The 26,125-nt window shown below is 68.4% G+C and carries 25 protein-coding genes; 18 read left to right on the forward strand and 7 right to left on the reverse strand.

The window, feature by feature from the left end:
* Nucleotides 1-210 precede the first annotated feature (210 nt).
* Entirely contained in the window at nucleotides 211-1,131 is a 921-nt protein-coding gene (locus ACWEV3_RS31560) for a LysR family transcriptional regulator (RefSeq protein ID WP_452617366.1), read from the reverse strand.
* A 112-nt stretch (nucleotides 1,132-1,243) separates the two neighbouring features.
* Here ACWEV3_RS31560 and ACWEV3_RS31565 point away from each other — a divergent pair, with 112 nt between their 5' ends.
* The 3 genes from ACWEV3_RS31565 to ACWEV3_RS31575 are packed head-to-tail and all read left to right on the forward strand — an operon-like array spanning nucleotide 1,244 to nucleotide 5,597.
* Nucleotides 1,244-3,277 carry an oxidoreductase gene (locus tag ACWEV3_RS31565; RefSeq protein ID WP_452617367.1) on the forward strand — a complete coding sequence of 678 codons (2,034 nt, stop codon included), beginning with the start codon at nucleotides 1,244-1,246 and terminating at the stop codon, nucleotides 3,275-3,277.
* A gap of 17 nt (nucleotides 3,278-3,294) precedes the next feature.
* Nucleotides 3,295-4,542, forward strand: coding sequence for an aromatic ring-hydroxylating oxygenase subunit alpha (locus ACWEV3_RS31570; protein WP_452617368.1), 1,248 nt, complete (start codon nucleotides 3,295-3,297; stop codon nucleotides 4,540-4,542).
* On the forward strand, nucleotides 4,539-5,597 hold the full coding sequence (locus tag ACWEV3_RS31575; RefSeq protein ID WP_452617369.1) for a 2Fe-2S iron-sulfur cluster-binding protein: 1,059 nt from the start codon (nucleotides 4,539-4,541) through the stop codon (nucleotides 5,595-5,597). Before ACWEV3_RS31570 ends, ACWEV3_RS31575 begins: the two co-directional genes overlap by 4 nt.
* A gap of 209 nt (nucleotides 5,598-5,806) precedes the next feature.
* Here ACWEV3_RS31575 and ACWEV3_RS31580 read toward each other — a convergent pair whose 3' ends face one another.
* The 4 genes from ACWEV3_RS31580 to ACWEV3_RS31595 are packed head-to-tail and all read right to left on the reverse strand — an operon-like array spanning nucleotide 5,807 to nucleotide 10,070.
* The gene (locus tag ACWEV3_RS31580; RefSeq protein ID WP_452617370.1) at nucleotides 5,807-6,718 is read right to left on the reverse strand and encodes a methionyl-tRNA formyltransferase; all 912 of its coding nucleotides are present in this window, start codon (nucleotides 6,716-6,718) and stop codon (nucleotides 5,807-5,809) included.
* Nucleotides 6,715-9,132 (reverse strand): ATP-binding protein, encoded by a 2,418-nt coding sequence (locus tag ACWEV3_RS31585; protein WP_452617371.1) that lies wholly within the window; start codon nucleotides 9,130-9,132, stop codon nucleotides 6,715-6,717. Before ACWEV3_RS31585 ends, ACWEV3_RS31580 begins: the two co-directional genes overlap by 4 nt.
* Nucleotides 9,133-9,178: 46 nt before the next feature.
* On the reverse strand, nucleotides 9,179-9,796 hold the full coding sequence (locus tag ACWEV3_RS31590; RefSeq protein WP_452617372.1) for a DUF6879 family protein: 618 nt from the start codon (nucleotides 9,794-9,796) through the stop codon (nucleotides 9,179-9,181).
* Nucleotides 9,777-10,070, reverse strand: a complete 294-nt coding sequence (locus ACWEV3_RS31595; RefSeq protein WP_452617373.1) for a hypothetical protein — start codon at nucleotides 10,068-10,070, stop codon at nucleotides 9,777-9,779. Before ACWEV3_RS31595 ends, ACWEV3_RS31590 begins: the two co-directional genes overlap by 20 nt.
* A gap of 303 nt (nucleotides 10,071-10,373) precedes the next feature.
* Here ACWEV3_RS31595 and ACWEV3_RS31600 point away from each other — a divergent pair, with 303 nt between their 5' ends.
* The 7 genes from ACWEV3_RS31600 to ACWEV3_RS31630 all read left to right on the forward strand — a co-directional run bounded on the left by ACWEV3_RS31600 (nucleotide 10,374) and on the right by ACWEV3_RS31630 (nucleotide 14,982).
* Entirely contained in the window at nucleotides 10,374-10,484 is a 111-nt protein-coding gene (locus ACWEV3_RS31600; protein WP_452617374.1) for a transposase, read from the forward strand.
* A 163-nt stretch (nucleotides 10,485-10,647) separates the two neighbouring features.
* Complete coding sequence (locus ACWEV3_RS31605; RefSeq protein ID WP_452617375.1) at nucleotides 10,648-10,968, forward strand: GYD domain-containing protein; 321 nt, start codon at nucleotides 10,648-10,650, stop codon at nucleotides 10,966-10,968.
* Nucleotides 10,969-11,272: 304 nt separating this feature from the next.
* Nucleotides 11,273-11,497, forward strand: a complete 225-nt coding sequence (locus tag ACWEV3_RS31610) for a hypothetical protein (RefSeq protein WP_452617416.1) — start codon at nucleotides 11,273-11,275, stop codon at nucleotides 11,495-11,497.
* Nucleotides 11,421-11,585 carry a hypothetical protein gene (locus ACWEV3_RS31615; RefSeq protein ID WP_452617419.1) on the forward strand — a complete coding sequence of 55 codons (165 nt, stop codon included), beginning with the start codon at nucleotides 11,421-11,423 and terminating at the stop codon, nucleotides 11,583-11,585. The genes ACWEV3_RS31610 and ACWEV3_RS31615 overlap by 77 nt, the downstream gene beginning before the upstream one ends.
* An 80-nt stretch (nucleotides 11,586-11,665) precedes the next feature.
* Nucleotides 11,666-12,892, forward strand: coding sequence for a CaiB/BaiF CoA transferase family protein (locus ACWEV3_RS31620; protein WP_452617376.1), 1,227 nt, complete (start codon nucleotides 11,666-11,668; stop codon nucleotides 12,890-12,892).
* Between the two features lie 94 nt (nucleotides 12,893-12,986).
* Nucleotides 12,987-13,769: an enoyl-CoA hydratase gene (locus ACWEV3_RS31625; RefSeq protein ID WP_452617377.1), complete on the forward strand. Its 783-nt coding sequence runs from the start codon at nucleotides 12,987-12,989 to the stop codon at nucleotides 13,767-13,769.
* Between the two features lie 286 nt (nucleotides 13,770-14,055).
* Nucleotides 14,056-14,982, forward strand: a complete 927-nt coding sequence (locus tag ACWEV3_RS31630; RefSeq protein ID WP_452617378.1) for a LysR family transcriptional regulator — start codon at nucleotides 14,056-14,058, stop codon at nucleotides 14,980-14,982.
* A gap of 37 nt (nucleotides 14,983-15,019) precedes the next feature.
* Here the strand turns inward: ACWEV3_RS31630 and ACWEV3_RS31635 are convergent, their stop codons facing one another.
* Together ACWEV3_RS31635 and ACWEV3_RS31640 are read right to left on the reverse strand one after the other, a co-directional pair.
* A complete protein-coding gene (locus tag ACWEV3_RS31635; protein ID WP_452617379.1) occupies nucleotides 15,020-15,202 on the reverse strand; it encodes a hypothetical protein in 183 nt (60 codons plus the stop codon).
* A gap of 138 nt (nucleotides 15,203-15,340) precedes the next feature.
* Nucleotides 15,341-15,970 carry a TetR/AcrR family transcriptional regulator gene (locus ACWEV3_RS31640; protein WP_452617380.1) on the reverse strand — a complete coding sequence of 210 codons (630 nt, stop codon included), beginning with the start codon at nucleotides 15,968-15,970 and terminating at the stop codon, nucleotides 15,341-15,343.
* Between the two features lie 141 nt (nucleotides 15,971-16,111).
* On the opposite strand from ACWEV3_RS31640, the gene ACWEV3_RS31645 reads away from it, so the two are divergent.
* The 8 genes from ACWEV3_RS31645 (at nucleotide 16,112) to ACWEV3_RS31680 (ending at nucleotide 26,063) form a co-directional block, all read left to right on the forward strand.
* Nucleotides 16,112-16,918: a class II aldolase/adducin family protein gene (locus ACWEV3_RS31645; protein WP_452617381.1), complete on the forward strand. Its 807-nt coding sequence runs from the start codon at nucleotides 16,112-16,114 to the stop codon at nucleotides 16,916-16,918.
* Between the two features lie 19 nt (nucleotides 16,919-16,937).
* A complete protein-coding gene (locus ACWEV3_RS31650; protein WP_452617382.1) occupies nucleotides 16,938-18,296 on the forward strand; it encodes an MFS transporter in 1,359 nt (452 codons plus the stop codon).
* Nucleotides 18,296-19,588: an amidohydrolase gene (locus ACWEV3_RS31655; protein ID WP_452617383.1), complete on the forward strand. Its 1,293-nt coding sequence runs from the start codon at nucleotides 18,296-18,298 to the stop codon at nucleotides 19,586-19,588. Before ACWEV3_RS31650 ends, ACWEV3_RS31655 begins: the two co-directional genes overlap by 1 nt.
* A 4-nt stretch (nucleotides 19,589-19,592) precedes the next feature.
* Nucleotides 19,593-21,239 carry an amidohydrolase gene (locus tag ACWEV3_RS31660; protein WP_452617384.1) on the forward strand — a complete coding sequence of 549 codons (1,647 nt, stop codon included), beginning with the start codon at nucleotides 19,593-19,595 and terminating at the stop codon, nucleotides 21,237-21,239.
* Between the two features lie 61 nt (nucleotides 21,240-21,300).
* Nucleotides 21,301-22,467 carry a lactate 2-monooxygenase gene (locus ACWEV3_RS31665; RefSeq protein WP_452617385.1) on the forward strand — a complete coding sequence of 389 codons (1,167 nt, stop codon included), beginning with the start codon at nucleotides 21,301-21,303 and terminating at the stop codon, nucleotides 22,465-22,467.
* 213 nt (nucleotides 22,468-22,680) lie between these two features.
* Nucleotides 22,681-23,664, forward strand: coding sequence for an NADPH:quinone oxidoreductase family protein (locus ACWEV3_RS31670; RefSeq protein ID WP_452617417.1), 984 nt, complete (start codon nucleotides 22,681-22,683; stop codon nucleotides 23,662-23,664).
* 99 nt (nucleotides 23,665-23,763) lie between these two features.
* Nucleotides 23,764-24,966 (forward strand): acyl-CoA dehydrogenase family protein, encoded by a 1,203-nt coding sequence (locus ACWEV3_RS31675; protein WP_452617386.1) that lies wholly within the window; start codon nucleotides 23,764-23,766, stop codon nucleotides 24,964-24,966.
* Nucleotides 24,963-26,063 carry an acyl-CoA dehydrogenase family protein gene (locus ACWEV3_RS31680; protein WP_452617387.1) on the forward strand — a complete coding sequence of 367 codons (1,101 nt, stop codon included), beginning with the start codon at nucleotides 24,963-24,965 and terminating at the stop codon, nucleotides 26,061-26,063. Before ACWEV3_RS31675 ends, ACWEV3_RS31680 begins: the two co-directional genes overlap by 4 nt.
* The last annotated feature ends 62 nt before the right edge of the window (nucleotides 26,064-26,125 follow it).

Raw genomic sequence — 26,125 nt, forward strand, 5'->3', positions numbered from 1 at the left:
CCGGTGTGCGTTCAGCGACGATGTGCCGCTGGCTCCGGTGGAATGGGCGTGCATGCTGCTGGCTGCGGAGAACGTCTTCATCAGCGATCTCGACAATCAGAATGTTGCGGTCGATTCAGCGAAAGTCGGCTGGGGTCGTGAGTCCTTGCTCTGGAAAAAGCCCGAGCGAATAGTCGCCCTTCCGTCGGCTTCGGCTCGAAGGCGTCGTGGTCAGTCGGGTTGGGCCGGGAGGATTCCGGCCGCGGTCTTGGTGATCGCTTGGAGGGCGTGGGCGATCGTTGGGTTGTCCCGGGCGCCCATCCTGGTGACTGCCAGGATTCGGCGCGCGGGTGCCGGTTCGCCGTGGAGCGGGATGCGCGCGACCGGCCAATGGCTGTGCAGGCGTGCCAGCCGGGGCACCAGGATGACGCCGAACCCGTGGGCCACGAGTGCGGTTCCGGTGTTCCATTCGTCCGCGTAGTGCGCGATGTTCGGGCTGAAACCCGCTGCCATGCATGCGGTTGTCACCAGCTGGTGGTAGGTGCTGTCCGGCCGGCCCAAGATCCACGGCTCGTTCGCCGCGTCGGCGAGTGTCACCGCCGGGCGGTCGGTCAGCGGGTGACCGAGTGGCGTGACCAGGTCGAGCGGATCGTCGAGCAGCGGCTGCTGGTCGAACCGCGCGTCCGACAGCGGCGGGGTGTCGGCTGTGACGATCACCAGCGCCAGGTCCGCGTCTCCGGCTAGCAGCAGGTCGAAGCACCGGGTGGGCTCGGCCTCGATCAGCCGCACCTTCAGGTTCGGGAAGGCGTCGCGCAGTCCGGCGGCGGCCGGCGGCAGCAGATGCGTTGCCGCGGTGGAGAAGCCGCACAGGGTGAACGGGCCACCGGGTTCGTCGGCGAGCGCGGCCATTTCCGCCTTGGCGCGCTCCCACTGGGCGTGCAGCAGTTCCGCGTGGTGCAGCAGCGCATGCGCGGCGGAGGTCAGCCGTATCCGGCGGCCTTGCGGAACCACCAGTTCCACGCCGAGTTCCGCGGACAGCTGGCGCAGTTGGTAGGACACCGCCGACGGCGTGTAGTGCAGCGCCTGGGCCGCGGCGGTGACGGTGCCGTGCTTGGCGACGAGCTGCAGCACCCGAAGTCGACTGTCAATCATGCAAAGAGTTTGCACGATCTGCTGCATGAACATTTGATTGTCCGGACCGGCTGCGGCGCTCCACGCTGGTGGGCACAGACGTCCACCTCGGCCGGAATTCGCGAGGAGCGCCATGCATCCGACGGATCCCCTGCTCCAGCCGTTCACCATCAAGCAGCTCACCTTGCGCAACCGCGTGGTCAGCACCTCGCACGAACCCGCCTTCGCCGATGACGGCCTGCCCAAGGACCGCTACCGGCTGTACCACGTGGAGAAGGCGCGCGGCGGGGTCGGGCTGACCATGATCGGCGGCTCCGCGGTCGTCGCCCCCGACAGCCCACCGGCCTTCGGCAACCTGCTGCTCTACCGCGATGAGGTGGTGCCGTGGCTGCGCAGGCTCGGCGACGACGTGCACGCCGCCGGCGCGGCGGTCATGTGCCAGATCACCCACCTGGGGCGGCGCACGAGCAATTACGCGGGGGACTGGCTGCCGGTGCTGTCCGCGTCCCCGGTGCGCGAACCCGCGCACCGCGCGTTCCCCAAAACCGCCGAGCCGTGGGACCTGGACCGGATCGTGCGGGACTACGCCGACGCGGCGGCTCGCTGCGAAGCCGGCGGCCTCGACGGCGTCGAGATCCAGGCGTACGGGCACTTCCTGGACAGCTTCCTGTCGCCGACGACGAACCACCGCACGGACTCCTACGGCGGGAGCCTGGCCAACCGGATGTCGTTCCCGCGCCGGGTGATCCGGGCGGTGCGGGCGGCGGTCGGACCCGGTTTCATCGTCGGCATCCGGATGATGATGGACGAGGTCCGGCCGGGCGGGCTGACCGTCGACGACGCCCTGGCGGCGGCGCGCTGCTTCCTCGACGACGGCATCGACCTCATCAGCACCATCCGCGGCTCGATCGAAAGCGATGCCGCGCTGGCCCGGACCATTCCGTCCATGGGCACGCCGTCGGCGCCGTTCCTGGAATTCAGCGCCGAGATCAAGCGGCGGCTCCAGGTCCCGGTGATGCACGCCGCCCGCATCGCCGATGTCGCGACCGCACGCCACGCCGTGCGGGACGGCCTGCTCGACCTGGTCGGCATGACCCGGGCCCAGATCGCCGATCCGCACCTGGTCGCCAAGGTCGCGGCGGGAGCGGAGCATCGCATCCGGCCGTGCGTCGGGGCCAGCTACTGCCTCGACGCGATCTACGACTCCGGCGACACCAAGTGCATCCACAACCCCGCCACCGGCCGGGAGCAACAGATCCCGCACACCATCACGCCCGCGGCGGAGCGGAAGAAGGCGGTGGTCGTGGGCGGTGGTCCTGCGGGGCTGGAGGCGGCTCGGGTGCTGGGTGAACGAGGGCACGAGGTGGTGCTGTTCGAAGCGAACGACGTGCCGGGCGGGCAGGTCCGCATCGCGGCCGCGAACCCCCGCCGGCGGGACCTGATCGGCGTGGTCGACTGGCGCGTCGAGGAATGCAAGCTGCACGGCGTCGACTTCCGGTTCGGAGTGCTGGCCGAGGCAGCGGAAGTTCGCGCGGAACACCCCGATGTCGTGGTCATCGCCACCGGCGGCACGCCGAACGCGACGTTGCTGGAAGGCGACGAGGCGGCCGATACCTGGGACGTTCTCACCGGTGCTCTGCGTCCCGAAGGCCGGGTGCTGGTCTACGACGACAACGGCGCGTACCCGGGCATGGACGCCGTCGAGGTGCTGGCCCGCCGAGGGGCTTCGGTCGAGTACGTGACCCCGGAACGCATGCTCGCGCCGGACGTCGGCAGCATGAATTCGCCGGCATATCTGCAAGTCTTCGCCGAGCACGCGGTGCGCGTCACGCTGGCTCACCGGCTGCGATCGGTGCGCCGCACACCGGACGGGCGCCTCACCGCGACGCTGCGCAGCGAGTACGCCGAGGTGGAGGCCGAGCGGACCGTCGACCACCTGGTGGTCGAGAACGGGACGTTGCCCAACGACGAGCTCTACCAAGAGCTGCTCGCCGATTCGACCAACCTCGGCGAGGTGGACCACCGTGCGCTGCTGGCGCTCGCGCCGCAGCAGGCCATCCGGAACCAGGCGGGGCACTACCGGCTGTTCAGGATCGGCGATGCCGTGACCAGCCGCAACATCCACGCGGCCGTCTTCGACGCGCTGCGGCTATGCCTGCCCATGTGAACACGAGGAGCGCGGAAGTGACTGCACTGGGAACCATCGAAGCGTCCGGACTCGTCGCCCGGCGAGCGGTCGGCCACAGCCTGGAAGCAGCGTTCTACGCCGGCCGGGAATTCTTCGACCTCGACATCGCGGCGATCTTCGCGAAGCACTGGATCTTCGTGGCCACCGAGGCCGAGCTGCCCGAGCCGGGCGACTACCTCACCACGACGCTCGGCGCCTACTCGATCATCGTGTTGCGCGATGATGACGAGAACATCCAGTCGTTCCACAACGTCTGCCGCCACCGCGGCGCCCGCATCCTGGACCGGCCGAGCGGGTCAGTCGGGAACATCGTCTGCGGCTACCACAAGTGGACCTACGGCACCGACGGCGCGCTGCGGCACGCGCCGTCCCAACCGTCCGGCTTCGACCCCACCTGCTTCGGGCTCAAGCCCATCCACGCCCGCAGCGTCGCCGGTCTCGTCTTCGTCTGCCTCGCCGACGAGCCGCCGAGCGACTTCGCCGACGTGGCCTCGCGCATCGAACCGTACCTGGCGCCGCATCGCCTGCACGAAGCCAAGGTCGCGGCGCAGGTCGACCTGGTGGAGCGGGGCAACTGGAAGCTGGTGATGGAGAACAACCGGGAGTGCTACCACTGCGACGGCCACCCCGAGCTGCTGCGCACGTTCTTCCCCACCTACGGCTACGCCGAAGAGGATCTGCCGGCGCGGCTGCTCCCGGCGCACGAGCGCTACCTGCGAGTCGATGCCGAACTGCGGCAGACCTACCAGGACCTCGGCCTGCCCTACCAGCTCATCGAGGAGCTGGACACCCGCGCGACCGGGTTCCGGATCCAGCGCGATGCGCTCGACCTCGCCGGGGAATCCTTCACCACCGACGGCAAAGCCGCGTGCCGGCGCCTGCTCGGCGACGTGCCGACACCCCGGCTCGGGCACCTGTCGCTGCACCTGCAACCCAACTCCTGGTTCCACGTCGTCAGCGACCACGCCGTCACCTTCTCGGCGCTGCCGATCGCCCCGGACCGGACGCTGGTGCGCACCACCTGGCTGGTGGCCCCGGATGCTGTGGAGGGCGTGGACTACGACCTGGAGACGCTGCTCAAGGTCTGGACGGCCACCAACGAGCAGGATGCGCAGCTGGTCGCCCGCGCCCAGCAGGGGATCAGCAGCCCGGCCTACGAGCCCGGCCCGTACGCCCCGACCGAATACCAGGTCGAGGCCTTCTGCAACTGGTACATCAACCGCCTCCGCGAGCACCTGCGATGACGGGCGTGCGAACCCTCCGGGCCAGGCGCGACTGGGCGGACGCGGCGGACCAGCGGCTGGTCTGCAAGCAGGTCCAGCAGCTGACCGCCGACGTGAAGACGTTCGTCTTCGAGCCCGTCGAGCCAGGGCTGTTCCACCACGACCCGGGCCAGTACCTCACCATCACGGTGCCGGTCGACGGGCTGGAGGTCGACAGGTGCTACACGCTGTCCTCACCGCCCTCCCGCCCGCACCTCGCGGCGATCACCGTGAAGCGCGTGCCGGGCGGGCAGGTCTCCAACTGGCTGCACGACCACCTGGTGCCCGGTGCGGTCCTCCACGCACGAGGCCCGTTCGGCGAGTTCTCGATGCACCGGCGCCCGGCGTCGAAGTACCTGTTCCTCTCCGCGGGGAGTGGCGTGACGCCGCTGATGTCGATGGCCAGGACGCTCCACGACCTGGCCAGCCCGGCGGACGTGGTCTTCGTGCACAGCGCCCGAACCCCGGACGACATAATCTTCCGGCGAGAGCTGGACTTCATCGAAGCCACGTCGGAGCGCATCCGGGTGACGCACGTCTGCGAGGACGACGGGATGCACGAGCGCTGGGCAGGCCGGCGCGGTCGGCTGGACATCGACACGCTGCGGAGCATCGCCCCGGACTTCCTGGACCGCGAGGTGTTCACCTGCGGCCCGGCCGGGTACATGGCCGCAGTGCGATTGATGCTCGCGGAAGCCGGTTTCGCCATGGACCACTACCACGAGGAGAGCTTCACCACCGACGCCCCGGTCTCCGGAACATCCGGTGGCGAAAGGAGATTCGAGGTGCGGCTCGCCCGCAGCGGCCGGACCGTCGAGTGCGACGCGGACACGTCGGTCCTCGACGCCGCGGCAAGCTCCGGCATCACCCTGCCGTCGTCCTGCGGCCAAGGAATGTGCGGCACGTGCAAAGCAACGCTGCTGAAGGGCTCGGTGGACATGCGGCACAACGGCGGCATCCGCCCCCGGGACCGAGCGGAGAACAAGATCCTCCTGTGCTGCGCGAAGCCACTGGAAGACCTGGTGATCGACGCCTGAGCCCCTTCCGGCCGAGTGCGCTTCCGGGGCTTCCGAGGGCATCCGGCGTCTTGTTGTCCCGCCGTCCGGGGGTGGCTAGGCGAGAGCGAACCGGTTGTGTTCAGGCGGGGCGGGGTGGTTCAGCCGGAGTTACCCCAGAGCAAGATGAATCCGGTGCAACGCCTGCTATGTGGCTGAAGAGCGCAGCGAGGAACCAACGGTGCGCTCGGCTACGAACAATCCGTCGGTGGTTGCGCGGCTTCCGCTTCGACGATCCAGATCGGCCTGTCGGAACATTCCACGCGAGTGCCGTCACCGGGTTCGAGCCGGGTGCGGATGATGCGCATCCAGCTCCCGTCGATTTCGGCGAATGGTCCGGGGATGCCGGCTCCGTAGTAGAAGGTTCGTACTTGGTTGTGGATGACGTGTGCAGGCTGGGACCAGTCGATGTAGCTGAAGTCCGGTTCCATCAAGGGGGCCCTCGTCGCTGCGTTCTCGTCCTGGGGCATACCTGGGAATCCGTCGGCGACGAGGTCCAGGGCTTTGCCGAGGGTGATCTCGACGCTCGGGGCGATCTGGTCCCAGAGTTGGTCGTAGGTGATGAATTCAGGAAGGTGGATGCCGTCGTGTTGGGCGATGACGTTTCCGGTGTCAATCTTGTTGTCCATCCGGTGGACGGTCAAGCCGAGGTGGGTGTCGCCGTTGCGGATCGCCCACTGCACCGATGCGGGGCCTCGGTACTTGGGCAGTGCTGAGGGGTGCACGTTGACGATGCCGAGCCTGGGGACGTTGAGGACAGCAGGGGGCAGTTTCCACGACAGGCCGAAGACGACGGCGACATCGATGCGGTAGCCGCGGAGTGCGTTGGCCAGTCCGTCAACGTCACCGGGCAGCAGGAGGTCGACTTCGGGCGGGATCCCTTCGAGAATGTTGTCCACTTTCTCGCCCATGTTCGGATAGCTGTCTCCCTTGGGGCGGGCGGAACGTCCGGAGATGTACAGGACCGGATCGTGCCCTCCGAGTCTGCTGCCCGCGTGAAGCGCGGCGAAGAGGTCGGATCGGAAGGACACCAGAGCGACCCGGGGCATAGTGGTCTCACTTTCACAGTCATGTGTGCGGTGCTCGTCCGGTGAACAGCTCACTCGGCTGACAGAGCGTTCACCTGGGTGTGGAGTCGTCTGGCGGCCGGGTCGGTGAACTCGGCGAGGGTCTGTTGCGCCTCGTTCGCGTGAGTGGAGGCCTCGGCCCGCGCACCGATTGCGGTCAGGGCATGGGCGAGGTGGGTCAGTGTCAGGGCCAGGTTCCAGCGGTCGCCGAGCTGGCGGTGCCGCTCCGCGGCAGTGCGGTGGAACTCAGTAGCCTCGCGATAGCGGTCGAGTGCCGCATAGGCCTGGCCGATAGCGCCCCACACGATCCCCTCTCTGGATCGGTCGCCGATGCGGCGCTGCAGGGCCGCCGCTCGGTGGTAGGTCTCCAGCGCGTCCTCGGCCTGGCCGAGTGCGACCTGCAGCCGGCCGAGATCGAGCAGCCACCATCCTTCCCAAACGGGGTTGCGGGCTTCCTCGGCGATGCCGAGGGCCCGGTCAATGCTCTCGTGGGCCTGCTCGAGGTGTCCTGTTCTGCGTTGGATTTCGCTGGCACAGCGCAGCGCGTCTCCCTCCCCGGCCTCGTTGCCGACCTCGCGGTACAGCGTGAGCGCGATCCTGTTGAGCTCGTGCGCCTGCCTGTAGTCCTCGGCTTCGAGGTGTACGTGCGCGAGCCCGTTGGCGGTGATGGCCTGCCACGCATGATCGTCGAGTTCCATCGCCATGGAATGAGCCCGCTCGAAGTAGTCGTGTGCTTGGTCGAGTCGGTGGCCCCGCAGTGCGGCCAGTGCGATTCCATTCAGCGAGGAAACCTGCCCGATCCTGTCACCGACCTCCTGCCGAAGGGCGAGGGCTGCTTTGTGGAACTCGATCCCTTGATCGAGTTCGAAGCTCTGCGTGTGCAGTTTCGCCAGGCTCTCGATGATCACGGCTTCGCCACTGCGGTCGCCGACCTCGCGCACGGCGGGCAGTGCGATCGCACAGGCGGTGCGCCAGTCGTCGAAGTGGTTGTGCCGGGCGTACATCCGTTGGATCGCGGCGGGAATCTGCCAAGCGAGATCCGGCATGCCCGCGCTGTGAGCGGCCTGAGCGGCGGCGAGGAGGTTCGACCGCTCCTGGTCGAACCATGTGATCGCCTCGGTCTGGTCGTCGAAGCTCATTGGCGGGGGGCCTTCGGCTTGCTCGGCCAGTGAGGTGCGGAACGCTCCCGGCACCGCGATGGCCATGCACGCATCTGCGGTGCGCAGGTACCACAGCAAGAGCCGCCGCAGTGCCGCACCGGCAGTATCTGGCTCCTCATGCCGTGCCTCGTCGAGAGCGTAGGCGCGCAGCAGATCGTGGAACTGGTAGCGATCCCGTGCGATCTGTTCGAGCAGATGCGTACCGACGAGCTCGTCGAGCAGGCGTCGGGCCTCACCCACGGTGGCTTCGACCAGCGCTGCGGCCGCATGCGTGCTGAATTCGGGGCCGGGATGCAGGCCAAGGAGCCGGAACAGACGGTGAGCGCCGGCGGTCAGGCCACGATACGACCAGGCGAACACCGAGCGGACCGCATCGGATTCGTCATCGTGGCTGGCCGTGAGCGCGTCCCAAAGTTCGGACTCGTCCCGGAGTCTGGCGATCAGTTCGCGCAGCGGTATCGTCGGCTGGCTCGCGGCCCGTTCGGCTGCAATCCGCAAGGCCAAGGGAAGGCGTGCGCACAGTCGGGATAGCTCGGCGAGATCGGTCACGCTGTCGGTGCTCCGGTAGTCGGCGGAGGCTTTGCGGAGAAGTGTGGTGGCCTCGGCCTCGTCGAGGAGGTTCAGCGTGAGGCGGTAGGCGCCGTCTCGGGCGACCAGCCCGGACAAACGGCTGCGGCTGGTAACCAGCACCAGGCAGTCCGATGTGCCCGGCAGCAAGGGGCGGACCTGGCCGGGGCCGGAGGCGTTGTCGAGCACCACGAGCATCCGGCGCCCGGCCAGCCGGGAGCGGAACAACGTCGCCCGATCCTCCAGCTCACGCGGAATTGCCGAGGCCGGCACGTCTAGGGCACGCAGGAAGCGTTCGAGGGCCTGATGGGGGGTGACGGGAGAGCCGGGGTCGTAGCCGCGCAGGTTGACGTACAGCTGCCCATCGGGAAATTCGTGCTGGACCTTGTGAGCCCAGTGCAGGGCGAAGGCGGTCTTGCCGACCCCAGCGGTACCGACGATCACGCACAGTGCCGAGACACGGGCGGAACTCTCGTGCCTCAGGAGTTTGAGGTCGAGGCGCTGCAACTCGGCGTCCCGGTTGACGAAATCCCAGACGTCGGGCGGCAGTTGACGCGGCACGGGCACATCCGCCCGGTGCTCGGCTGCTGCCGGGTGATGGAAGTGGACGCCTCCGCTGACGTCGCGGGCCTGGACGACGTCAGCGGCGCGACCGGACAGTTCCGAGTGCGTCGCGGCATGCTTGTGCGGGTCGTGCTCATCCGGCTCTGGCGTTGTGTGCACGGATCGGCCTTTTCTGTCCTGAACGAGGAACTTGTCGATGTCTGGGTCATTCCTCGCCGGGATCGGGTGGGGGCAATGTCTCCACGACGCGCTCGAAGTAGTCGGCGATGTCCTCGCCTGTCGCGTACAGCCGCATCATGAAATCTCGCCAGCTGGCGAGATCCTCCGGAGCATCCGATCGAATCGCCCCCGCTAGGACGCCGTCGGCGTCGTACAGGACCTGATAGATGGCCTCACCGCCGACCGTCACGATCTCGGGAAGGGGCCCATCAGACTCAAACGGGGCGACCTCGTCGACTCCGACGATCCGCACATGCCCGCCGTATTCGCTGCGTTGACGCTGGGAATGTATGAGCCACTGCACGTACGGAGTGAGAGGCTCTTCGACCACACGTACTCGGTAGGTCGTGAATCCCTGCTCAGTAACTCGTCGAAAGTAGGACTTCAGGTTTTCCGTTCTGTCCTCGAGCAGCTTCAGCGACTCGTGCCAGTCACCACGCGCGAATGCATCCCAGCTCGGGTTGCCCTGCTCCTGAAACGACTGTCGTCGTTCGAACTTCCAGAAATCGTTTTCTGTGATCCGCCAGAAACGAGGATCGAAGTCACGGAGGTATTCCTCGGGGGACAGGCGCTCGCCCAGCAGTTCACGCGGAGGATTCTTCATCGGCGATATCCCCCTTTGCTGACCTCAACATCTTCCCGGGAATGACGACAAGCCGCTCGTCGTGGCCGATGCTCACACCCGAAGGCAATCGCCGTAGGTAGCTCTCGGTGAGATCTCGTCCGATGACCGCCACATCTCCGTTTTCCAGTTCCCAGATATCCGGACAGCTCGGATTTTCGTCTGTCATCGACAGCTCCAGCGCTGATTTGCCCAAACGTCGCGAAAAAGGCGCCGTAGCGTCGGCTTCCCATTTTCTTTGCATCAGGAACCGCATCCAATCAATCGAGCCTAAAACGCATAACGATTACCAGCAATGTCATGTTACGTCAAGTGACTGCGGAAGTACGAGGTGCTATCGGGGGAACTCCCTACATTCGAGCTTTGTTCCTGCCGATATGGAACACGAGCGGCACATGTCACGCACCGCCTGCGCGCGGTCTCCTGCTCGCGGAAGGTTCTCGGACTCATAGGTTTGCGTTGGGGCCTGGCGGCGCAGTCGCGATGTGCCGACCATCGTAAACAGAGTTACGACAATAGGGGGTCATCCATTCATCGGAGCAAGAAGAAGAGCTGGGAAGTGCTCTCCGCCGGTCGCCCGATCAACCAGTTCGCCCGCGAGCTGGGCTTGAGTCATGAGACGTTGTGGAACTGGGTGCGTGCGCAATCCTGTTGCCCTGGTGGGATGTGACCACGTGCGCGTGGGTCCTGGGGCGTTTTCGGGCCAGTCTCCAGGGACGGGATGGTGTCGGTCGTCGAGCCGCGCTTCGGTTGGCAGGGCTTGCTCTGGTGCCCGATGGTGGGAGCGGAACCCGCGGCTGCGGGCGTCTGCAGGGTGAAGTGGGGGGAGCGACATGCCGAAGTACTTGGTGCAGGGCAGCTACACCGCCGAGGGGACGAAGGGGGTGCTCGTCGAGGGCGGAACCGGGCGGCGAGAGGCTGTTGAAAGGGTTGTCGGGTCGTGCGGCGGAACGCTTGAATCGATTTACTTCGCGTTCGGAGCCGACGATGTCTTCATCGTTGTCGAAATGCCCGACGACGTCTCCATGGCTGCCATGGCTATGGCGGTGCGGGCCGCTGGGGCCGTGACGTCCAAGGTGGTGCCGCTCCTTCGCCCCGAGGACGTCGACGAGGCTGCGCGGAAGACTGTCGACTACCGCGCCCCCGGCGCCTGAGCGCGGCTGATGCCGGCGGCGGTCCCGTGACCCGCTGTCGGTCCGGTGTGGCACGTGGGCCGTCTTTGGACACCTGCCGGGCAAAATTCCGGTGTTCGAGGACATCGCTGCAGGCGCCGAGCTCGTGAAGGACATGCGATTCTCTTGACGAACGGCCGTGGTGAGCGATCCGAAGAACGCTCGCCACGGTCTCATGGGGTGATCGGGAGCAGCTGGAATCCCAGCCTCCAACGACGCCGCCGGCGTCCGGGCCGTCCGGGGTGACGCCGTCGCGGCCCCGGCTTGGGAGGGTCCGCCGGTGTGGGTGCACGGTGACCTGCATCCCGCGAACGTCGTCGTCGCGGGCGGGCGCTGGCGGGTGTTGTCGACTTCGGCGACCTGTCCTCCCAAAGCCGGACGGCGCGTTCGACTGTCCCGTCCGGCTGTTCGGTGCGGGGGAACAGGTCGATCAGATGCTGGGGTTCGTCTTCGCCGAAGGCGCCAGGCGATGCTCGATGGCGCCGAACTATTCGAACGCCTCTTCGATTAATTCCCGGCCGTCGAACTCGCGCGCGATCCGGGCCGTGGCCGGACCCTTCATGTTCGCGATTGGTCCGGGCGTCTTCGAAAAATGCTGAGACCGGGTTCGATATTTTCCAATGGTTCTCGCGGAATGGGCGATCTAGGGTGACGTCGTGCGACAAACGATGGAATGGGCATGCTGAGCGGAGCTCTCGCGGGAATCAAGGTCTTGGACCTGTCCCGAATCCTGGCCGGCCCGTGGTGCACCCAGAACCTGGCCGATCTCGGCGCCGAGGTGATCAAGATCGAAAACCCGGACGGAGGCGACGACACCCGGGGCTGGGGGCCGCCGTACTTGCCGGACACCACGACTGCGGACGGGTTCTCCGGCTACTACATCTGCTGCAACCGGGGCAAGCGGTCGATCGCGATCAACTTCGCCGACCCGGCTGGTGCGGCGCTCGTTCGCGAGTTGGCCGCCGAGGCCGATGTCGTCGTCGAGAACTACAAGCCCGGAACCCTCGACCGGTACGGCCTGGGGTATGCCGCGCTGCGGGAGATCAACCCGGAGCTGATCCACCTGGCCATCACCGGCTTCGGCGCCGGCGGGCCGATGGCTGGAAAGCCCGGTTACGACTACGTCTTCCAGGGCATGGGCGGGCTGATGAGCTACACCGGGCCGGCCGACGGCACACCCGGAGCCGGGCCGTGCAGGACCGGGGTGGCGGTGGTCGACCTGATGTCCGGGATGTATGCGACCAGCGCGATCCTGGCCGCTCTCCTGCAGCGCACGACGACCGGTGCGGGGCAGTCGATCGACATCGCGCTGCTCGACGTCGCGGTGGCGATGAACGCGAACCAGGCGTCGAACTACCTGGTGTCGGACAAGATCCCGCAGCGCATCGGCAACGCCCACCCGAACTGCGCGCCGTATGACGTGTTCGCCTGCGCCGATGGTCACCTGATCCTCGCGATCGGCAACGATGCGCAGTTCCGGCGGTTCTGCGCCGCGGCCGGGCTGGCTGAGCTCGCGGCCGATGAGCGGTACGCGACGAATGCCGCCCGCATCGACAACCTGGCCGAGCTGCGTCCGGTCGTGGCCGCCGCGATGGCGTCCCGCAGCCGCCAGGAGTGGTGCCGCGTGCTCGACGAGGCCGGGGTCCCCTGGGGCGCGATCAACACGCTGGACGACGTCTTCCGCGATGCCCAGGTGGTGCACCGGGGCATGCGGATCGAGGCCGAGCACCCCACGCTGGGCGTCGTGCCGATGGTGCGCAACCCATTGCTGGCCGGGGACCAGGAAGCCGAACACCGACCGCCGCCGGCGAAGGGTGAGCATTCGGTGGAGGTCCTCAGCGGACTCGGCCTCGGAGGCGACGAGATCGCGGCTCTGGTGCGCAAGGGCGTCGTCCACTCCGGTTGATGGCGGGTTCTTCGTCGCGACACCACCAATCCCGCACGACCCGCTGTGGCGTGCCGGTCACAGGCAGAAACGAACCCCGGACTTGGGAGCAGCTTTGGCGGACAGCAAGATTTCCGAACACACCACGACCACGCTGGACGGCGACGGCATCGCAACGGTCACGATCACCGATGCGAAGGTGCTGAACATCCTGAACAGCGCGGTCATCAAGGACGTCACGGCGGCGATCGAGGCGCTCGCAGCCCGCGACGACGTCCGGGCGCTGGTGCTGCGCGGCACCGGTGACCGGGCGTTCATCGGCGGTGCCGACATCGGCGAGATGGTCACGCTGAACCGGAGCAGCGCCGCCGAGTTCATCACGGGTCTCAAGGGCATGTGCGATGCGGTGCGCGACTTCCCGACGCCGGTGATCGCCCGGCTCGCCGGCTACGCCCTGGGTGGCGGCCTCGAAGTGGCGGCCGCCTGCGACCTGCGGATCGCCAGCAGCGATGCGCATTTCGGCATGCCCGAGGTCGCGGTCGGCATTCCGTCGGTGATCCACGCCGCGCTGCTGCCACGGCTGGTGGGCAACGGCCGCGCCGCCTGGCTGACCCTCACCGGCGACCAGATCGATGCGCCCACCGCGTTGTCCTGGGGCTTGGTGCACGAGATCTGCGAACTACCCGAGCTGGATGCCGCGGTAGCCCGCAACGCGAAGCGTCTCGCCGAGCTGGGCCCGGCCGCGCTGCGCCAGCAGAAGCGGTTGCTGCGCTCGTGGGAGGACCTCCCGGTCGACGAGGCCGTGGCGGCCAGCATCCCGGAGTTCGCCGCAGCCTTCGACACCGGTGAACCGCAGCGGTTCATGGCCGAATTCCTGAACCGGAAGCGCTCCCGGTGACCGCGGTTCGATGAACCGGGTCCGCCCCGGTCGCGGCCCGGAGGGGGCGATCGCGGAACGAACCGGGGACCGAGATCGAAGATGTGCTGCCCGCCTCTCGGAGCAGGGCGGGCAGCGGGGTTCAATCCACCCACGTGATCACCGGCGGCGCGCGGCCGGGACGCTGTGATGGCCGTCTCGTCGGGTCCTCGCCTGGGCTTCGGGCCGTGGTAATTTCGCCGGGTCGATACCGCAGGTGAGGGGCCGTGCGCGCGACCGGTGTGGAGGTGGCGGATTGGGCGGCGGCATGCGGTACGAACTGACCGATCTCCGGCTGTTCCGCGCCATCGCGGAGGCGGAGAGCCTGTCGACCGGTGCGTCGGCGGTGTTCATCACGGCGTCCTCGGCCAGCTACCGGCTGAAGAACCTCGAACACGCGATGGGCACCGCGTTGTTCACCAGGACGCCGCGCGGGATGCGGTTGACCCCGGCCGGTGAGGTGCTGCTGACGCACGTCCGGGAGTTGCTGGCCGGTGTGGACCGGATGCACGGGGACGTGTCCCGGTTCTCGCAGGGGCTCAAGGGCAGCGTGCGGCTGTGGGCCAACAGCAGTTCCCTCAACGGCTTCATCCTGCCCAGCATCAGCCGATTCCTGCTGGCCCACCCCGACGTCAACCTGGATCTGGAGGAGCGGCTGAGCGGTGCGATCGCGGAAGGCGTGGCCACCGGCGAGGTCGATGTCGGTGTGCTGGCCGGGGAAGTCTCCGACAGCCGCGTTCGGTCGATGCGGTACGCGGTGGACGAGCTGGTGGTGGTCACGCCGATCGACCACCCGCTGGCCCGCCAGCCGGAGATCCGGTTCGGCGCGGCGCTGGAGTTCGACTTCATCTGCATGAGCCGGACCAGCAGCAACTACCTGTTCCTGGCCGAGGTGGCGAAGCGGGACCGGCAGACGCTCAACGCACGGTTGCACGTCCACTCGTTCAACGCCGTGCTGCACCTGGTGGAGACGGGCGTCGGGGTGTCGCTGGTGCCGTTGAGCGTGGCCCGGCCGATGGCCGAAAGCGGCCGGGTGGCCGCGCTGAGCATCCTGGAGCCGTGGGCCGCCCGGGAGCTGCACCTGGTCACGTCGGTGGACGCCGCGCTGCCGAGCTTCACGGCGGCCTTCGTGGACTTCCTGCTCACCGACCCCCGGGTCGTGGCCACCCGGCAGGCGGCCCAGCCCGGCGCGTGAGCGCCTTCGACATCCACGAATCCTGGGTTCGAATATTTCAAGTCGATTCATCTGCGAACACGCGCAGGCGTCGCTGGAAGTCCTCAAGTGTCACGTTCGGCAACTCTACGAGGCCATGTCGCGGCCGGCACTTGCTGAAGGTGTCGACCCGGATCGCTTGCCGCAGGATGGGAGCAGCGTTCACGCGATACCGGCGCAGGTCCTGTACCAGGTCGAGCACCGAAAGCGTTCCCGCTGAGCCGTTTTGACGTCAGTGATGCGGAAGGCGGCCACGGGCTCAGGGGTCGAGCCCGAGCCGACGTGCGGTAACCCCGGTGGATCCTGCCGGTTGCGAACGCCGCATCGTGCTGAACTCGGGTCAGGGGTTGGTTTTCCGCGTGGCGCGACTTCGGGAGATGGACTTGATGAGTGGCGGCAGGTAGGTCGTCGCCAGCTCGTCCGGGGCCAGCTGGTCCGGCTCGACGAGGCTTTGTGCGAGGGCGCCTTCGTGCAGGGCGGTGATGAGCCGGGCCAGTGAGTCCAGGTCGACGGTGGCTTGTCGGCCCAGGCGGTCGAACAGCGCGCCCAGCAGTCGCACGATCTCGTCGCGCAGGCGGCGGTCGTGCTCGGCCAGGGCGCGTGCCGTCTCGGGGTTGCGGATGGCGTGGAGCGTGAACTCCGTCGACAGCAGGTACCAGCGACGTTCGCTGTCGTCGACCGCGCTGGTGCGCTTGATCAGCGTGCCCAGCGGGTCCGGCGCGTCCCGCATCTCGTCGATCGCCTGGGCGAGCCGGTCGATGACTCGTTGGGCGTGCAGGTCGAACAACGCGAAGAACAGGTCTTCCTTCGTGCGGTAGTTGTAGTAGAACGCTCCGCGGGTGAGGTCCGCCCGGTCGCAGATCTCCTCGATCGAGGCGCCGTAGAAGCCGCGGTCGGCGAACGTCTCGAGCGCCGCGTCGAGCAGGAGCTCGGTGGTCTTCGGACGACGTTTGGTCTGTCCCCTCGGCAACGCATTCCTCCACGGGCATTGACATCCGAACGTGACGCCCTTCACCATACAGCACCGTATGACATACAGCTCTGTATGAAATACGGCCCTGTATGAGAAGTGACTGCGCACTCGTTCCGTTGATCCTCGAGGAGACTTCTGATGGAGACGACAGCTGCCGAAGTGCACATCGGACTCGGACCGACCCCGCCCGGATTCCAGGCCATGCTCCCCCCCACCTTCGACTCGGTGGAGGAGGAGCGGCTGCACCGCAAGCAGGAACTGGCCGCCGCCTTCCGGTTGTTCGGCAAGCTCGGCTTCTCGGAAGGGGTGGCCGGGCACATCACGGCTCGCGACCCGGAGAACCCCGAGTGGTTCTGGGTCAATCCCTTCGGGATGAGCTTCAGCCAGATCAAGGTCTCCGACCTGATCCTGGTCGATCACGCGGGCAACGTGGTGGAGGGCCGCCGACCGGTGAACCGCGCGGCGTTCTGCATCCACTCCGAAGTGCACAAGGCCCGACCGGACGCCGTCGCGGCGGCCCATGCGCATTCCTTGCACGGCAAGGCGTTCGCCACCCTGCGCCGGCATCTGTCCCCGATCACCCAGGACGCCTGCGCGTTCTTCGAAGACCACGGCCTGTACGAGGACTTTCGCGGGGTGGTCAACGACACCGAGGAGGGTAGGCGGATCGGTGTCGCGCTCGGCGGCCACAAGGCGGTCGTCCTCGCCAACCACGGCCTGCTGACGGTCGGCCAGACCGTGGCGGAGGCCGCCTGGTGGTTCGTCACCATGGAACGTTCCTGCCAGGCGCAGCTGCTGGCCATGGCGGCCGGGCATCCGCACGAGATCGACCGCGAGACCGCCCTCCAGGTGCGCGAGCAGATCGGCAGCCCGTTGTCCGGATGGTTCCAGTTCCGGCCCATGTGGGACCGCATCACCGAGGAGCAACCGGACCTGTTCGACTGAGCGGCTCGGGGAGGACGACATGAGCTCTGCATCCGTCCCCGAGCCCGCCCGCCCGGCCCCCCTGGACGAGTCCTTGATCGACAGGGGTGTCGCGCTGGCCAAGCGGCGGCTGATACCGGTGCTGGTCCTGATGTACGTCATCTCGTACCTGGACCGGCTGAACCTGAGCTACGCCGAACCCAGCATCTCGCGCACGCTCGAATTGAGCGCGACGGTGTTCGGCGCCGCGGCAGGAGCTTTCTTCCTCGGCTACGCACTGCTGGAAGTGCCGAGCAACCTCATCCTCTACCGCCTCGGAGCACGTCGGTGGCTCGCGCGGATCATGATCACCTGGGGCGCGGTGAGCATGCTCTCCGCGCTGTCCTGGGACGCCACCTCGCTGATCGTCTTCCGCGTGCTGCTGGGCATCGCCGAGGCGGGCTTCCTCCCCGGCGTTCTGTTCCTGCTCACGCAGTGGTTCCCCGAGCGGGAGCGGGCGCGCGCCACCGCACTGCTGTTCGCCGGGCCGCTGATCGCCGGGGTCATGGGTGGACCGTTGGCCGGTCTCCTGCTGGGGCTCGACGGGACGGCAGGGCTGCACGGCTGGCAGTGGCTCTTCCTGGTCGAAGGGCTGCCCGCCGTCGTCGTCGGGTTGTGGGCGGCTCGGCGGTTGCCCAATCATCCGGGAGACGCCGAGTGGCTCGACGCCGAGACCGCGCAGGCCGTCCAGGCCGCTATCGCGGCAGAAGCGGCGGCCGTCCGGGGCCGGGAACCGCTCTCTCTCGGGAAGGGTCTAAGGGACCGACGCGTCCTGCTGCTGGCGATGATCTTCTTGTGCTACAACCTCGTGACGAACGGGGTGACCTTCTGGCTCGCGCCGCTCGTCGGTCAGATCGGACAGCTCAGCACGACCGCGTTCAGCATGCTGGTCACGGTCCCCACCCTGGTGGCCGCGATCGGCCTGCTGTACTTCGGCCGCAAGGCGGGGCGCACTGAGAACGGTCGCGGTCTTCTGCTCATCGGCCTGCTCATCGGCATCGTCGGGCTCTCCGCCGCGGCGGTGCTCCCGCCCGGGCTCAGCTTGATCGCCGTTGCGGCGGCCTCCTTCGGCGCCAGCGGTCTGCTGCCGGTGTTCTGGGAGCTGCCCGCGCGGCTGCTCACCGGTCGAGCAGCGGCCGGCGGTATCGCGCTGATCAACAGCATCGGGCAGCTCGGTGGTCTGGTCGGCCCGACGTTCGTCGGCGCCGTCAAGGAGAGCACCGGATCACTCGGCCCGGCTTTCCTGATGCTGTCCGGAGTCCTCGTCTTCGCCGCACTGCTGACGCTGCTGGTGCGGTTCCCGCGGAGCGGGGCCGAGTCATCCCACTTGCCACCAGCTCGAACGGAATCGGAGGTCTGATGTCTGCCCTGTTCGCCGGTCTGGACGACCAACTGCCGGCACTGCACGAGTTGTACCGGGATCTGCACGCCCACCCGGAGCTGTCGTTCCAGGAGACGCGCACGGCCCGGATCGTCGCCTCCCGGCTGCGCGAGCAGGGGTGGGCGGTCACCGAGGGGGTCGGCGGCACCGGCGTGGTCGGCGTGCTGGGCTCAGGCGACGGGCCGGTGGTGCTGTTGCGGGCGGACATGGACGCACTGCCGGTGAAGGAGGCGACCGGCCTGCCCTACGCCTCCACCCGGACCGCGGTGGACGCCGAGGGCAACGAGGTGCCCGTGATGCACGCCTGCGGTCACGACATGCACGTCACGTGCCTGCTGGGTGCCACCGCGCTGCTGGCCAGGAACCGGGACGCCTGGCGGGGCACCGTTGTGGCGGTCTTCCAACCCGCGGAGGAGGTCGGTGGTGCCACGGCGATGATCGAGGACGGGTTCGCGGAGCGGTTCCCGCGCGCCGACGTGTGCCTGGGCCAGCACGTCAGCCCGATACCGGTGGGAGCCGTCGGAACCCGGCCCGGCTCGGTGATGGCCGCGGCCGACACCCTGCGGGTCCGGCTGTTCGGCCGGGGCGGACACGGCTCCAGGCCGGAGACCACTGTGGACCCGGTGGTGCTGGCGGCTGCGATCGTGACGCGCCTGCAGACGGTGGTCGCCCGGGAGGTCGGTTCGGGGAGGCTCGCCGTGGTGACCGTGGGCGCGATCCACGCCGGGACCAAGGCGAACATCATCCCGTCCACCGCCGAGCTGCACATCAGCGTTCGCAGCGAGACCGCCGCGATCCGCGAGCAGGTGCTGGCGGCTGTGCGGCGGATCGTGCACGGCGAAGCCATCGCGTCCGGAGCCGACCGGGATCCCGAAGTGACGATCACCGAGAGCTTCCCGTTGACCGTCAACGACCCGGCGGCGACCGGGACGGTGTTCCGCGCGTTCACCGAGACCTTCGGCGCGGAGCTGGTGTTCACCATGCCGCAGGCCGTCACCGGCAGTGAGGACTTCGGTGTTTTCGGCGCCGCTCTCGACACGCCGTCGGTGTACTGGATGTTCGGCGGGACCGACCACGCCGCGTTCGGCGACATCGACCGGGAGGCGTTGCTGGAGAACGGCATTCCGCCGCACATCCCGGGCAACCACTCGGAGCTGTTCGCCCCGGTGCCCGATCCGACCATCGGGCTGGGGGTGCGCTACCTGCTCACCGCGGCCGCGCCGTGGCTGACTGTCCAACAGGGACATTCCGATGTTCCGGGAGGGAACTGAGATCGTGCCCGACTCCGCAGAACTGATCTTCACTGGCGGGCCCATCCTCACCATGGACACCGCAGCCCCCGAAGCCGAAGCCCTCGCCGTCCGCGACGGCCTGATCACCGCCGTGGGGCGAGCAGCTGAGGTCCTCGCCCTGCGCGGCCCCGGCACGCGGGTGGTCGACCTCGACGGGCGGGCGCTGTTGCCCGGCTTCGTCGAGGCCCACGGGCACCCCTCGACCATGGCCCTGACGCTCGCCCCACCCGCGATCGACGTCCGCCCGTTCACCGTGCCCACGGGTGCGGAGGTCTACGAAAGGATCAGCGAGGCCGTGGCGGCCGCCCCGGGAGAGCCGGTCGGCGCCTACGGGATCGACCTGCTGCTCCAGCGCGACTTGGCCTTGCCCACCCGCGCACTGCTCGATGATCTGAGCCCCGGCGTTCCGCTCGTGGTGGTCTCCAACAGCGGCCATGCCGCCTACGGAAACACCGCGGCCCTGCGCGCAGCGGGGATCACGGCCGACACGCCCGATCCTGCGGGCGCGCGGTTCGTCCGCGACGAGAGTGGCGAACCCACCGGCGAGGCCCAGGAAACCGGCGCCATCCTGGCTTTGTTCGAAGCGCTGGGGGAGGACTTCCGCGACGATGCGCAGGTGTCCGCCGCACTGGATTGGGCGTTCGCCGAGCACGCCCGGGTGGGGATCACCACGGCGACCGACATGGCGACCGATCCCCGGAACGTTCTGGCGTTGCGCGCCGCCGCTGAACGCCCCGGTGCCGTCCTGCGGATCCGCTCGTACCTCATCGGGACTCCCGAGCTGGCCGCGGAGCGGGAACGGCGCTTCGCCGGGCACGCTCCCGCGAGCGAGATGTTCGGCATCTCCGGCATGAAGCTGTGGGCCGACGGGACCCCGTGGCAGGGCAGCGTCGCGACCAGCTTCTCGTTCAAGGACAACGACGCTACCCTGCGCATCGGCATGGACCACTGCGCGCACGGTCCGATGAACTACAGCCCGGAGCAACTCGCCGAGCTGGCCACCGCTTTCGCAGCACAGGGCTTCCCGCTGGCCTGCCACGTCCACGGGGACGTCACCTTCGAAGCCGTCCTCGACGCGTACGCCGGAGCCGGTGATCCGGAGGCGCTGCGGGCGATGCGGCCGCGGATGGAGCACTGCGGAGCCGTTACCGCGGAGCAGTACCGCCGCGCGGCCGACATGGGCGCCACCGTCAGCCTTTTCATGGACCACGTCCGATGGTGGGGAGACGTCCTGGCGGACGACCTCTTCGGCCCCGAAGTGGCCGACCGCTGGATGTCCGCGCGGTCGGCCTGGGACGCAGGGCACCGCGTCTCCCTGCACAACGACGGCGTCTGCTCACCCACTGATCCGCTGTCCAGCGTCGCCACCGCGCTCACCCGCCGATCGCAGAGCGGTCGCGTCCACGGAACATCCCAGCGCCTCACCATCGACGAAGCCCTGCGCGCGGTCACGACCAACCCGGCGTGGCAACTGCACCTGGAGGACGAGATCGGCATGCTGCGCACCGGGATGCGCGCAGACCTCGTGATCCTCTCCCGCGACCCGCGCGCCGTGCCCGTCGAGCGCTTCCGCGAAGCGGTCGAAGTCTCGGCCACCTACCTCAGCGGGCAACGGACCTGGTCGCGCTGAACCCGCGGTCCGGCCGGAGCCGTCGCCGATGCCTGATCGTCCGACCAAGAAAGGCTGTCCCATGAGCCATCCGTTCGGCTCCTACCAGAACGAGATCTACCTCAACGGCCTTGCCGGGATCCTGCCGCGGTTCCCGATGGTCCACGCCGAGCTGGAGGCCAAGGCACAGGCGGCACTGCCGCCGTCGGTGTGGTCGTACGTCGCCGGAGGTGCCGGAGATGAGCACACGCAGCGGGCCAACACCACCGCATTCCAACGCTGGGGTCTCATTCCCCGGATGTTCGTCGGTGCGTCGCAACGCGATCTGTCCGTCGACCTGTTCGGGATGACCCTGCCGGGTCCGTTGTTCATGGCGCCGGTCGGCGTCCTCGGCATCTGCGCGCAGGACGGACACGGCGACCTCGCGACCGCACGCGCCGCCGCGAACACGGGCGTGCCGATGGTCGCCTCGACGCTGTCCGCCGATCCGATGGAGGAGGTCGCAGCGGAATACGGTGCGACACCTGGCTTCTTCCAGCTGTACACACCCACTGATCGGGAGCTGGCCGAGAGCCTCGTGCATCGAGCCGAGCGCGCCGGCTTCAAAGCCATCGTGGTCACCCTCGACACCTGGATCACCGGATGGCGGCCGCGGGATCTGGCGACGAGCAACTTCCCGCAGCTGCGTGGGCACTGCCTGGCCAACTACACCAGCGACCCGGTCTTCCGGGCGCGCCTGGACCGCGCGCCGGAGGAAGACCCGCAGGCCGCCACCCTGATGTGGGCGCAGATCTTCGGCAATCCGCTGACCTGGGCCGACTTTCCGTGGCTGCGGTCGCTCACCGAGCTCCCGCTGATCGTGAAGGGCCTCTGCCACCCCGACGACGTACGGCGTGCCAAGGATCTGGGCGTGGACGGCATCTACTGCTCCAATCACGGAGGTCGTCAGGCCAACGGCGGATTGCCCGCCCTCGACACCCTGCCGGCCGTCGTCGAGGCAGCGGATGGGCTACCGGTGCTCTTCGATTCCGGCGTCCGCGGCGGCGCCGACATCGTCAAGGCGATCGCTCTGGGCGCCACCGCCGTCGGTGTCGGTCGGCCCATCGCCTACGGCCTCGCCCTCGGCGGCACCGACGGAGTCGTTCACGTCCTCCGCTCGCTGCTGGCCGAGGCCGATCTGATCATGGCCGTCGACGGCTACCCGACCCTCGCCGACCTCACGCCCGACGCGCTCCAGCGCGTCACGTGACAGTGCGGAGGTGGGTGCCGCTGGCCGGGAATCGGTGATTCTCCGGCAATTCGTCCGGCGTCGGCCAAGGGGCAGCGGCTGTCATGAGCCGGCGATGCGCGAGCAACGCGGCGAGAGCTTCCGATGCCGGCAAGCGGTTCAGCGCCGGTGTGGCCGCACGGTTTTCCTTCGACTGTACGAAATTCGTGATCAGGACAACGGGTGGTGAGTGAGATGAAGGCGTGGCAGGTCGCCGAGCTCGGGGAGCCTCGCGACGTGATGGAGCTCGTCGAGGTGCCCGAGCCCGAGCCGGGCCCAGGACAGGTCTCGGTGCGAGTTCTAGGAGCAGCAGCCAACTTTCCCGACGTGCTGATGTGCCGCGGGCGCTACCAGACGCGCCCTCCGCTGCCCTTCACACCTGGTGTGGAACTCTGCGGCGAGGTGGTGGCGGTCGGCGCCGAGGTGGACGGAATCGCTGTCGGCCAGCGGGTGCTCGGCGGGTCCGTGCTCCCGCACGGCGGGTTCGCCGAGATGGCGCTGATGGACGCCGCGACCACGTTCGCCGCACCGGAATCGCTCGACGACGCCCAGGCCGCGTCGCTGTTCATCGGCTACCAGACGGGTTGGTTCGGCCTGCACCGCAGGGCTGGCCTGCGGGAAGGGGAAACCCTGCTCGTGCACGCCGCGGCAGGCGGCGTCGGCAGCGCGGCGATCCAGTTGGGCAAGGCGGCGGGAGCGCGCGTCATCGGAGTGGTCGGCGGGTCGGAGAAGGCCGAGTACGCCCGCAGCCTCGGTGCGGACGTGGTCGTGGACCGGCGCCGTGAAGACTTCGTCGAGGTGGTCAAGGCCGAGACCGGTGGTCGGGGTGCCGATGTCGTTTACGACCCGGTCGGCGGCCAGACCTACCAGCGATCCACCAAGTGCATCGCCTTCGAAGGCCGAATCGTGGTCGTCGGCTTCGCCGGGGGCGAGATCCAGAGCGCGGCGCTCAACCACGCGCTGGTCAAGAACTATTCGATCGTGGGGCTGCACTGGGGCCTCTACAACACCCACGACCCGGCCTCGGTCGGGGAGTGCCATCGCGACTTGGCCGCGCTGGCGGACCAGGGCATCGTGCGCCCGCTGGTGAGCGAGAAGCTCGCCCTGGACACCGTGGCCGAGGGCGTCCAGCGCCTCGCCGACGGCGTCACCGTCGGCCGGGTGGTGTACGTCCCGTGAGTCGGCAGGCTGCCACCAGCGAATCCACGTCGACGCGGAGAAGGCCGTCACCCGGTGCTTCGGAACCACCACCTCAATCTCTCCCGAGGAGCACCTCTGATGGAACATGACAATCCCCTGCGCGCCGACCTGCGTCGGCGGGTCGAGGAGGTCCTGGCCGAGCACGACCCGGCTACCAGCGATCCGGTGGAGTTCAACCGGGTCCGGTTCGATGCCGGGCTGGCGTGGGTGAACTTCCCCGAAGGCCTGGGCGGGCTCGGCTCGCCGCGTGAGCTCCAACCGTTCGTCGACGAGCTCTTCGAAGCCGCCGGTGCGCCGGACAACAGCTCGCAGACCAACGGCATCGGTCTGGGGATGGCCGCACCGACGATCCTCGCCTACGGCACCGCGGAGCAGAAGCAGCGATTTTTGCGTCCACTTTGGACAGGGGAGGAGATCTGGTGCCAGCTCTTCAGCGAGCCGGGCGCGGGGTCCGACCTCGCGGCACTGGGAACCCGCGCTGTCCGCGACGCCGGGAGTGGGGGAGAATGGGTGGTGAACGGCCAGAAGGTGTGGACTTCCGGCGCCCACTTCGCCAGGTTCGCGATCCTCGTCGCCCGCACAGCGCCCGACCTGCCGAAGCACCAGGGGATCACCTACTTCATCTGCGACATGACCGATCCCGGGGTCGAGGTGCGGCCGCTGCGCCAGATCACCGGCGAGGCGGAGTTCAACGAGGTCTTCCTCACCGATGTCCGCATTCCCGACAGCCACCGCCTCGGAGCGGAAGGCGAGGGCTGGCGGGTTGCGAACACGACGCTCAACAACGAGCGAGTTTCCATCGGCGGGCAGCCGATCCCACGTGAAGGCGGCGTCCTCGGCCCGGTGGCGCGCACCTGGCGGGAGCGCCCCGACAAGCGCACACCCGAGCTGCACGACCGGCTGATGGGGCTCTACGTCGAGGCCGAGGTCGCCCGGTACACCGCGGCCCGACTGCGCCAGAAGGTCGCGGCGGGACAACCGGGCCCCGAGGGTTCGGTGCTGAAGCTCACCTTCGCGCGGATCAACCAGGCGCTGAGCGGGCTCGAGCTGGAGCTGCTCGGCGAGGACGGCCTGCGCTACCAGGACTGGACCCTGGTGCGCCCCGACGAGGTCGACTTCACCGGACGCGACGCCGGCTACCGATACCTGCGCGCGAAGGGGAATTCCATCGAGGGAGGCACCTCGGAAATCCTGCGCAACATCGTGGCCGAACGCGTGCTGGGTCTGCCGGTCGAGGCGCGTGGTGACAAGGGCATCCCCTGGAAGGACCTCAAGCGATGAGCGACGACATCAACCTCCTCGAAACCGACGTCGAGGTGTCCCTGCGGAGCACGCTGCGCGACTTGCTCGCGGACCACTGCGAGCCGGCCTCGGTGATGCGCGCCTACGAGGGCGACCACGCGTTGACGCAGACCCTGTGGAAGGTCGTCGCGTCCGATCTCGGGCTGGCCGGCCTGCTCGTGCCCGAAAACCGCGGCGGTGCGGGCGCGTCCGCCCGCGAGGTCGCCGTCGTGTTGCAGGAACTGGGCAGGTCCGTCGCGCCACTGCCGTTCCTCTCCAGTGCCGTCGAGGCCACCACCGTGCTGCTGGCCGGCGGCTCCGAGCTGGTGCGAGAACTGGCCTCCGGTGACCGCACGGCCGCGCTGTTGGTGCCCTTCTCCGCGGCTGCGGACTCACCGCTTCCGTCGATCGGAGCGGACGCGGCGGGACGCCTGACGGGACACGTCACCAGCGTCGCGGGGGTGCTCGACGCTGATGTCCTGCTAACGGCGGTGGAAACGCCTGCGGGCACCGAGGTGCACGCCGTGCAGGCGAGTGCGGCCACCGTGACGCCGGTGATGTCCCTCGACATGACGCGGCCCCTTGCCGACGTGGTGCTCGACCGAGCCGCCGGTGAGCTGGTCGTGGGAGCAGACGCAGGCGCCGGTGCAGTCCGCCGGGCGCTGGCGACGAGCGCGGCGCTGTTGCCGTCCGAGCAGGCGGGCGTGGCGGCTTGGTGCTTCGAGACGACGGTGGAGTACCTCAAGATCCGGCGCCAGTTCGGCCGACCGGTCGGTGGGTTCCAGGCGTTGAAGCACCGGCTCGCGGACCTCTTCGTCGAGGTGGAGTCCGCTTCGGCCGCGGCCTGGTACGCAGCCGGCACTTCGGCCGCGGGTGCGGACGACGCGGCGATCGCGGCCGAGGTGGCGTCGTCGTACTGCAGCGATGCGGCGGTCCACGCTGCCGAGGAGGCGGTGCAGCTGCACGGCGGCATCGGTATGACCTGGGAACACCCGGTGCACCTCTACCTCAAGCGGGCGAAGGCGGACCAGATCGGTCGGGGCCTTCCAGCTCACCACCGCGGGGTGCTCGCTGGGCTGGTCGACCTGCCGTCATGAGCACGACGCCCCTTCGCTGAAGCCATATCGACCTGGCGATCGCTGCGATCGCCTGATGCTTG

It is taken from the genome of Saccharopolyspora sp. NPDC003752, from assembly GCF_053605825.1.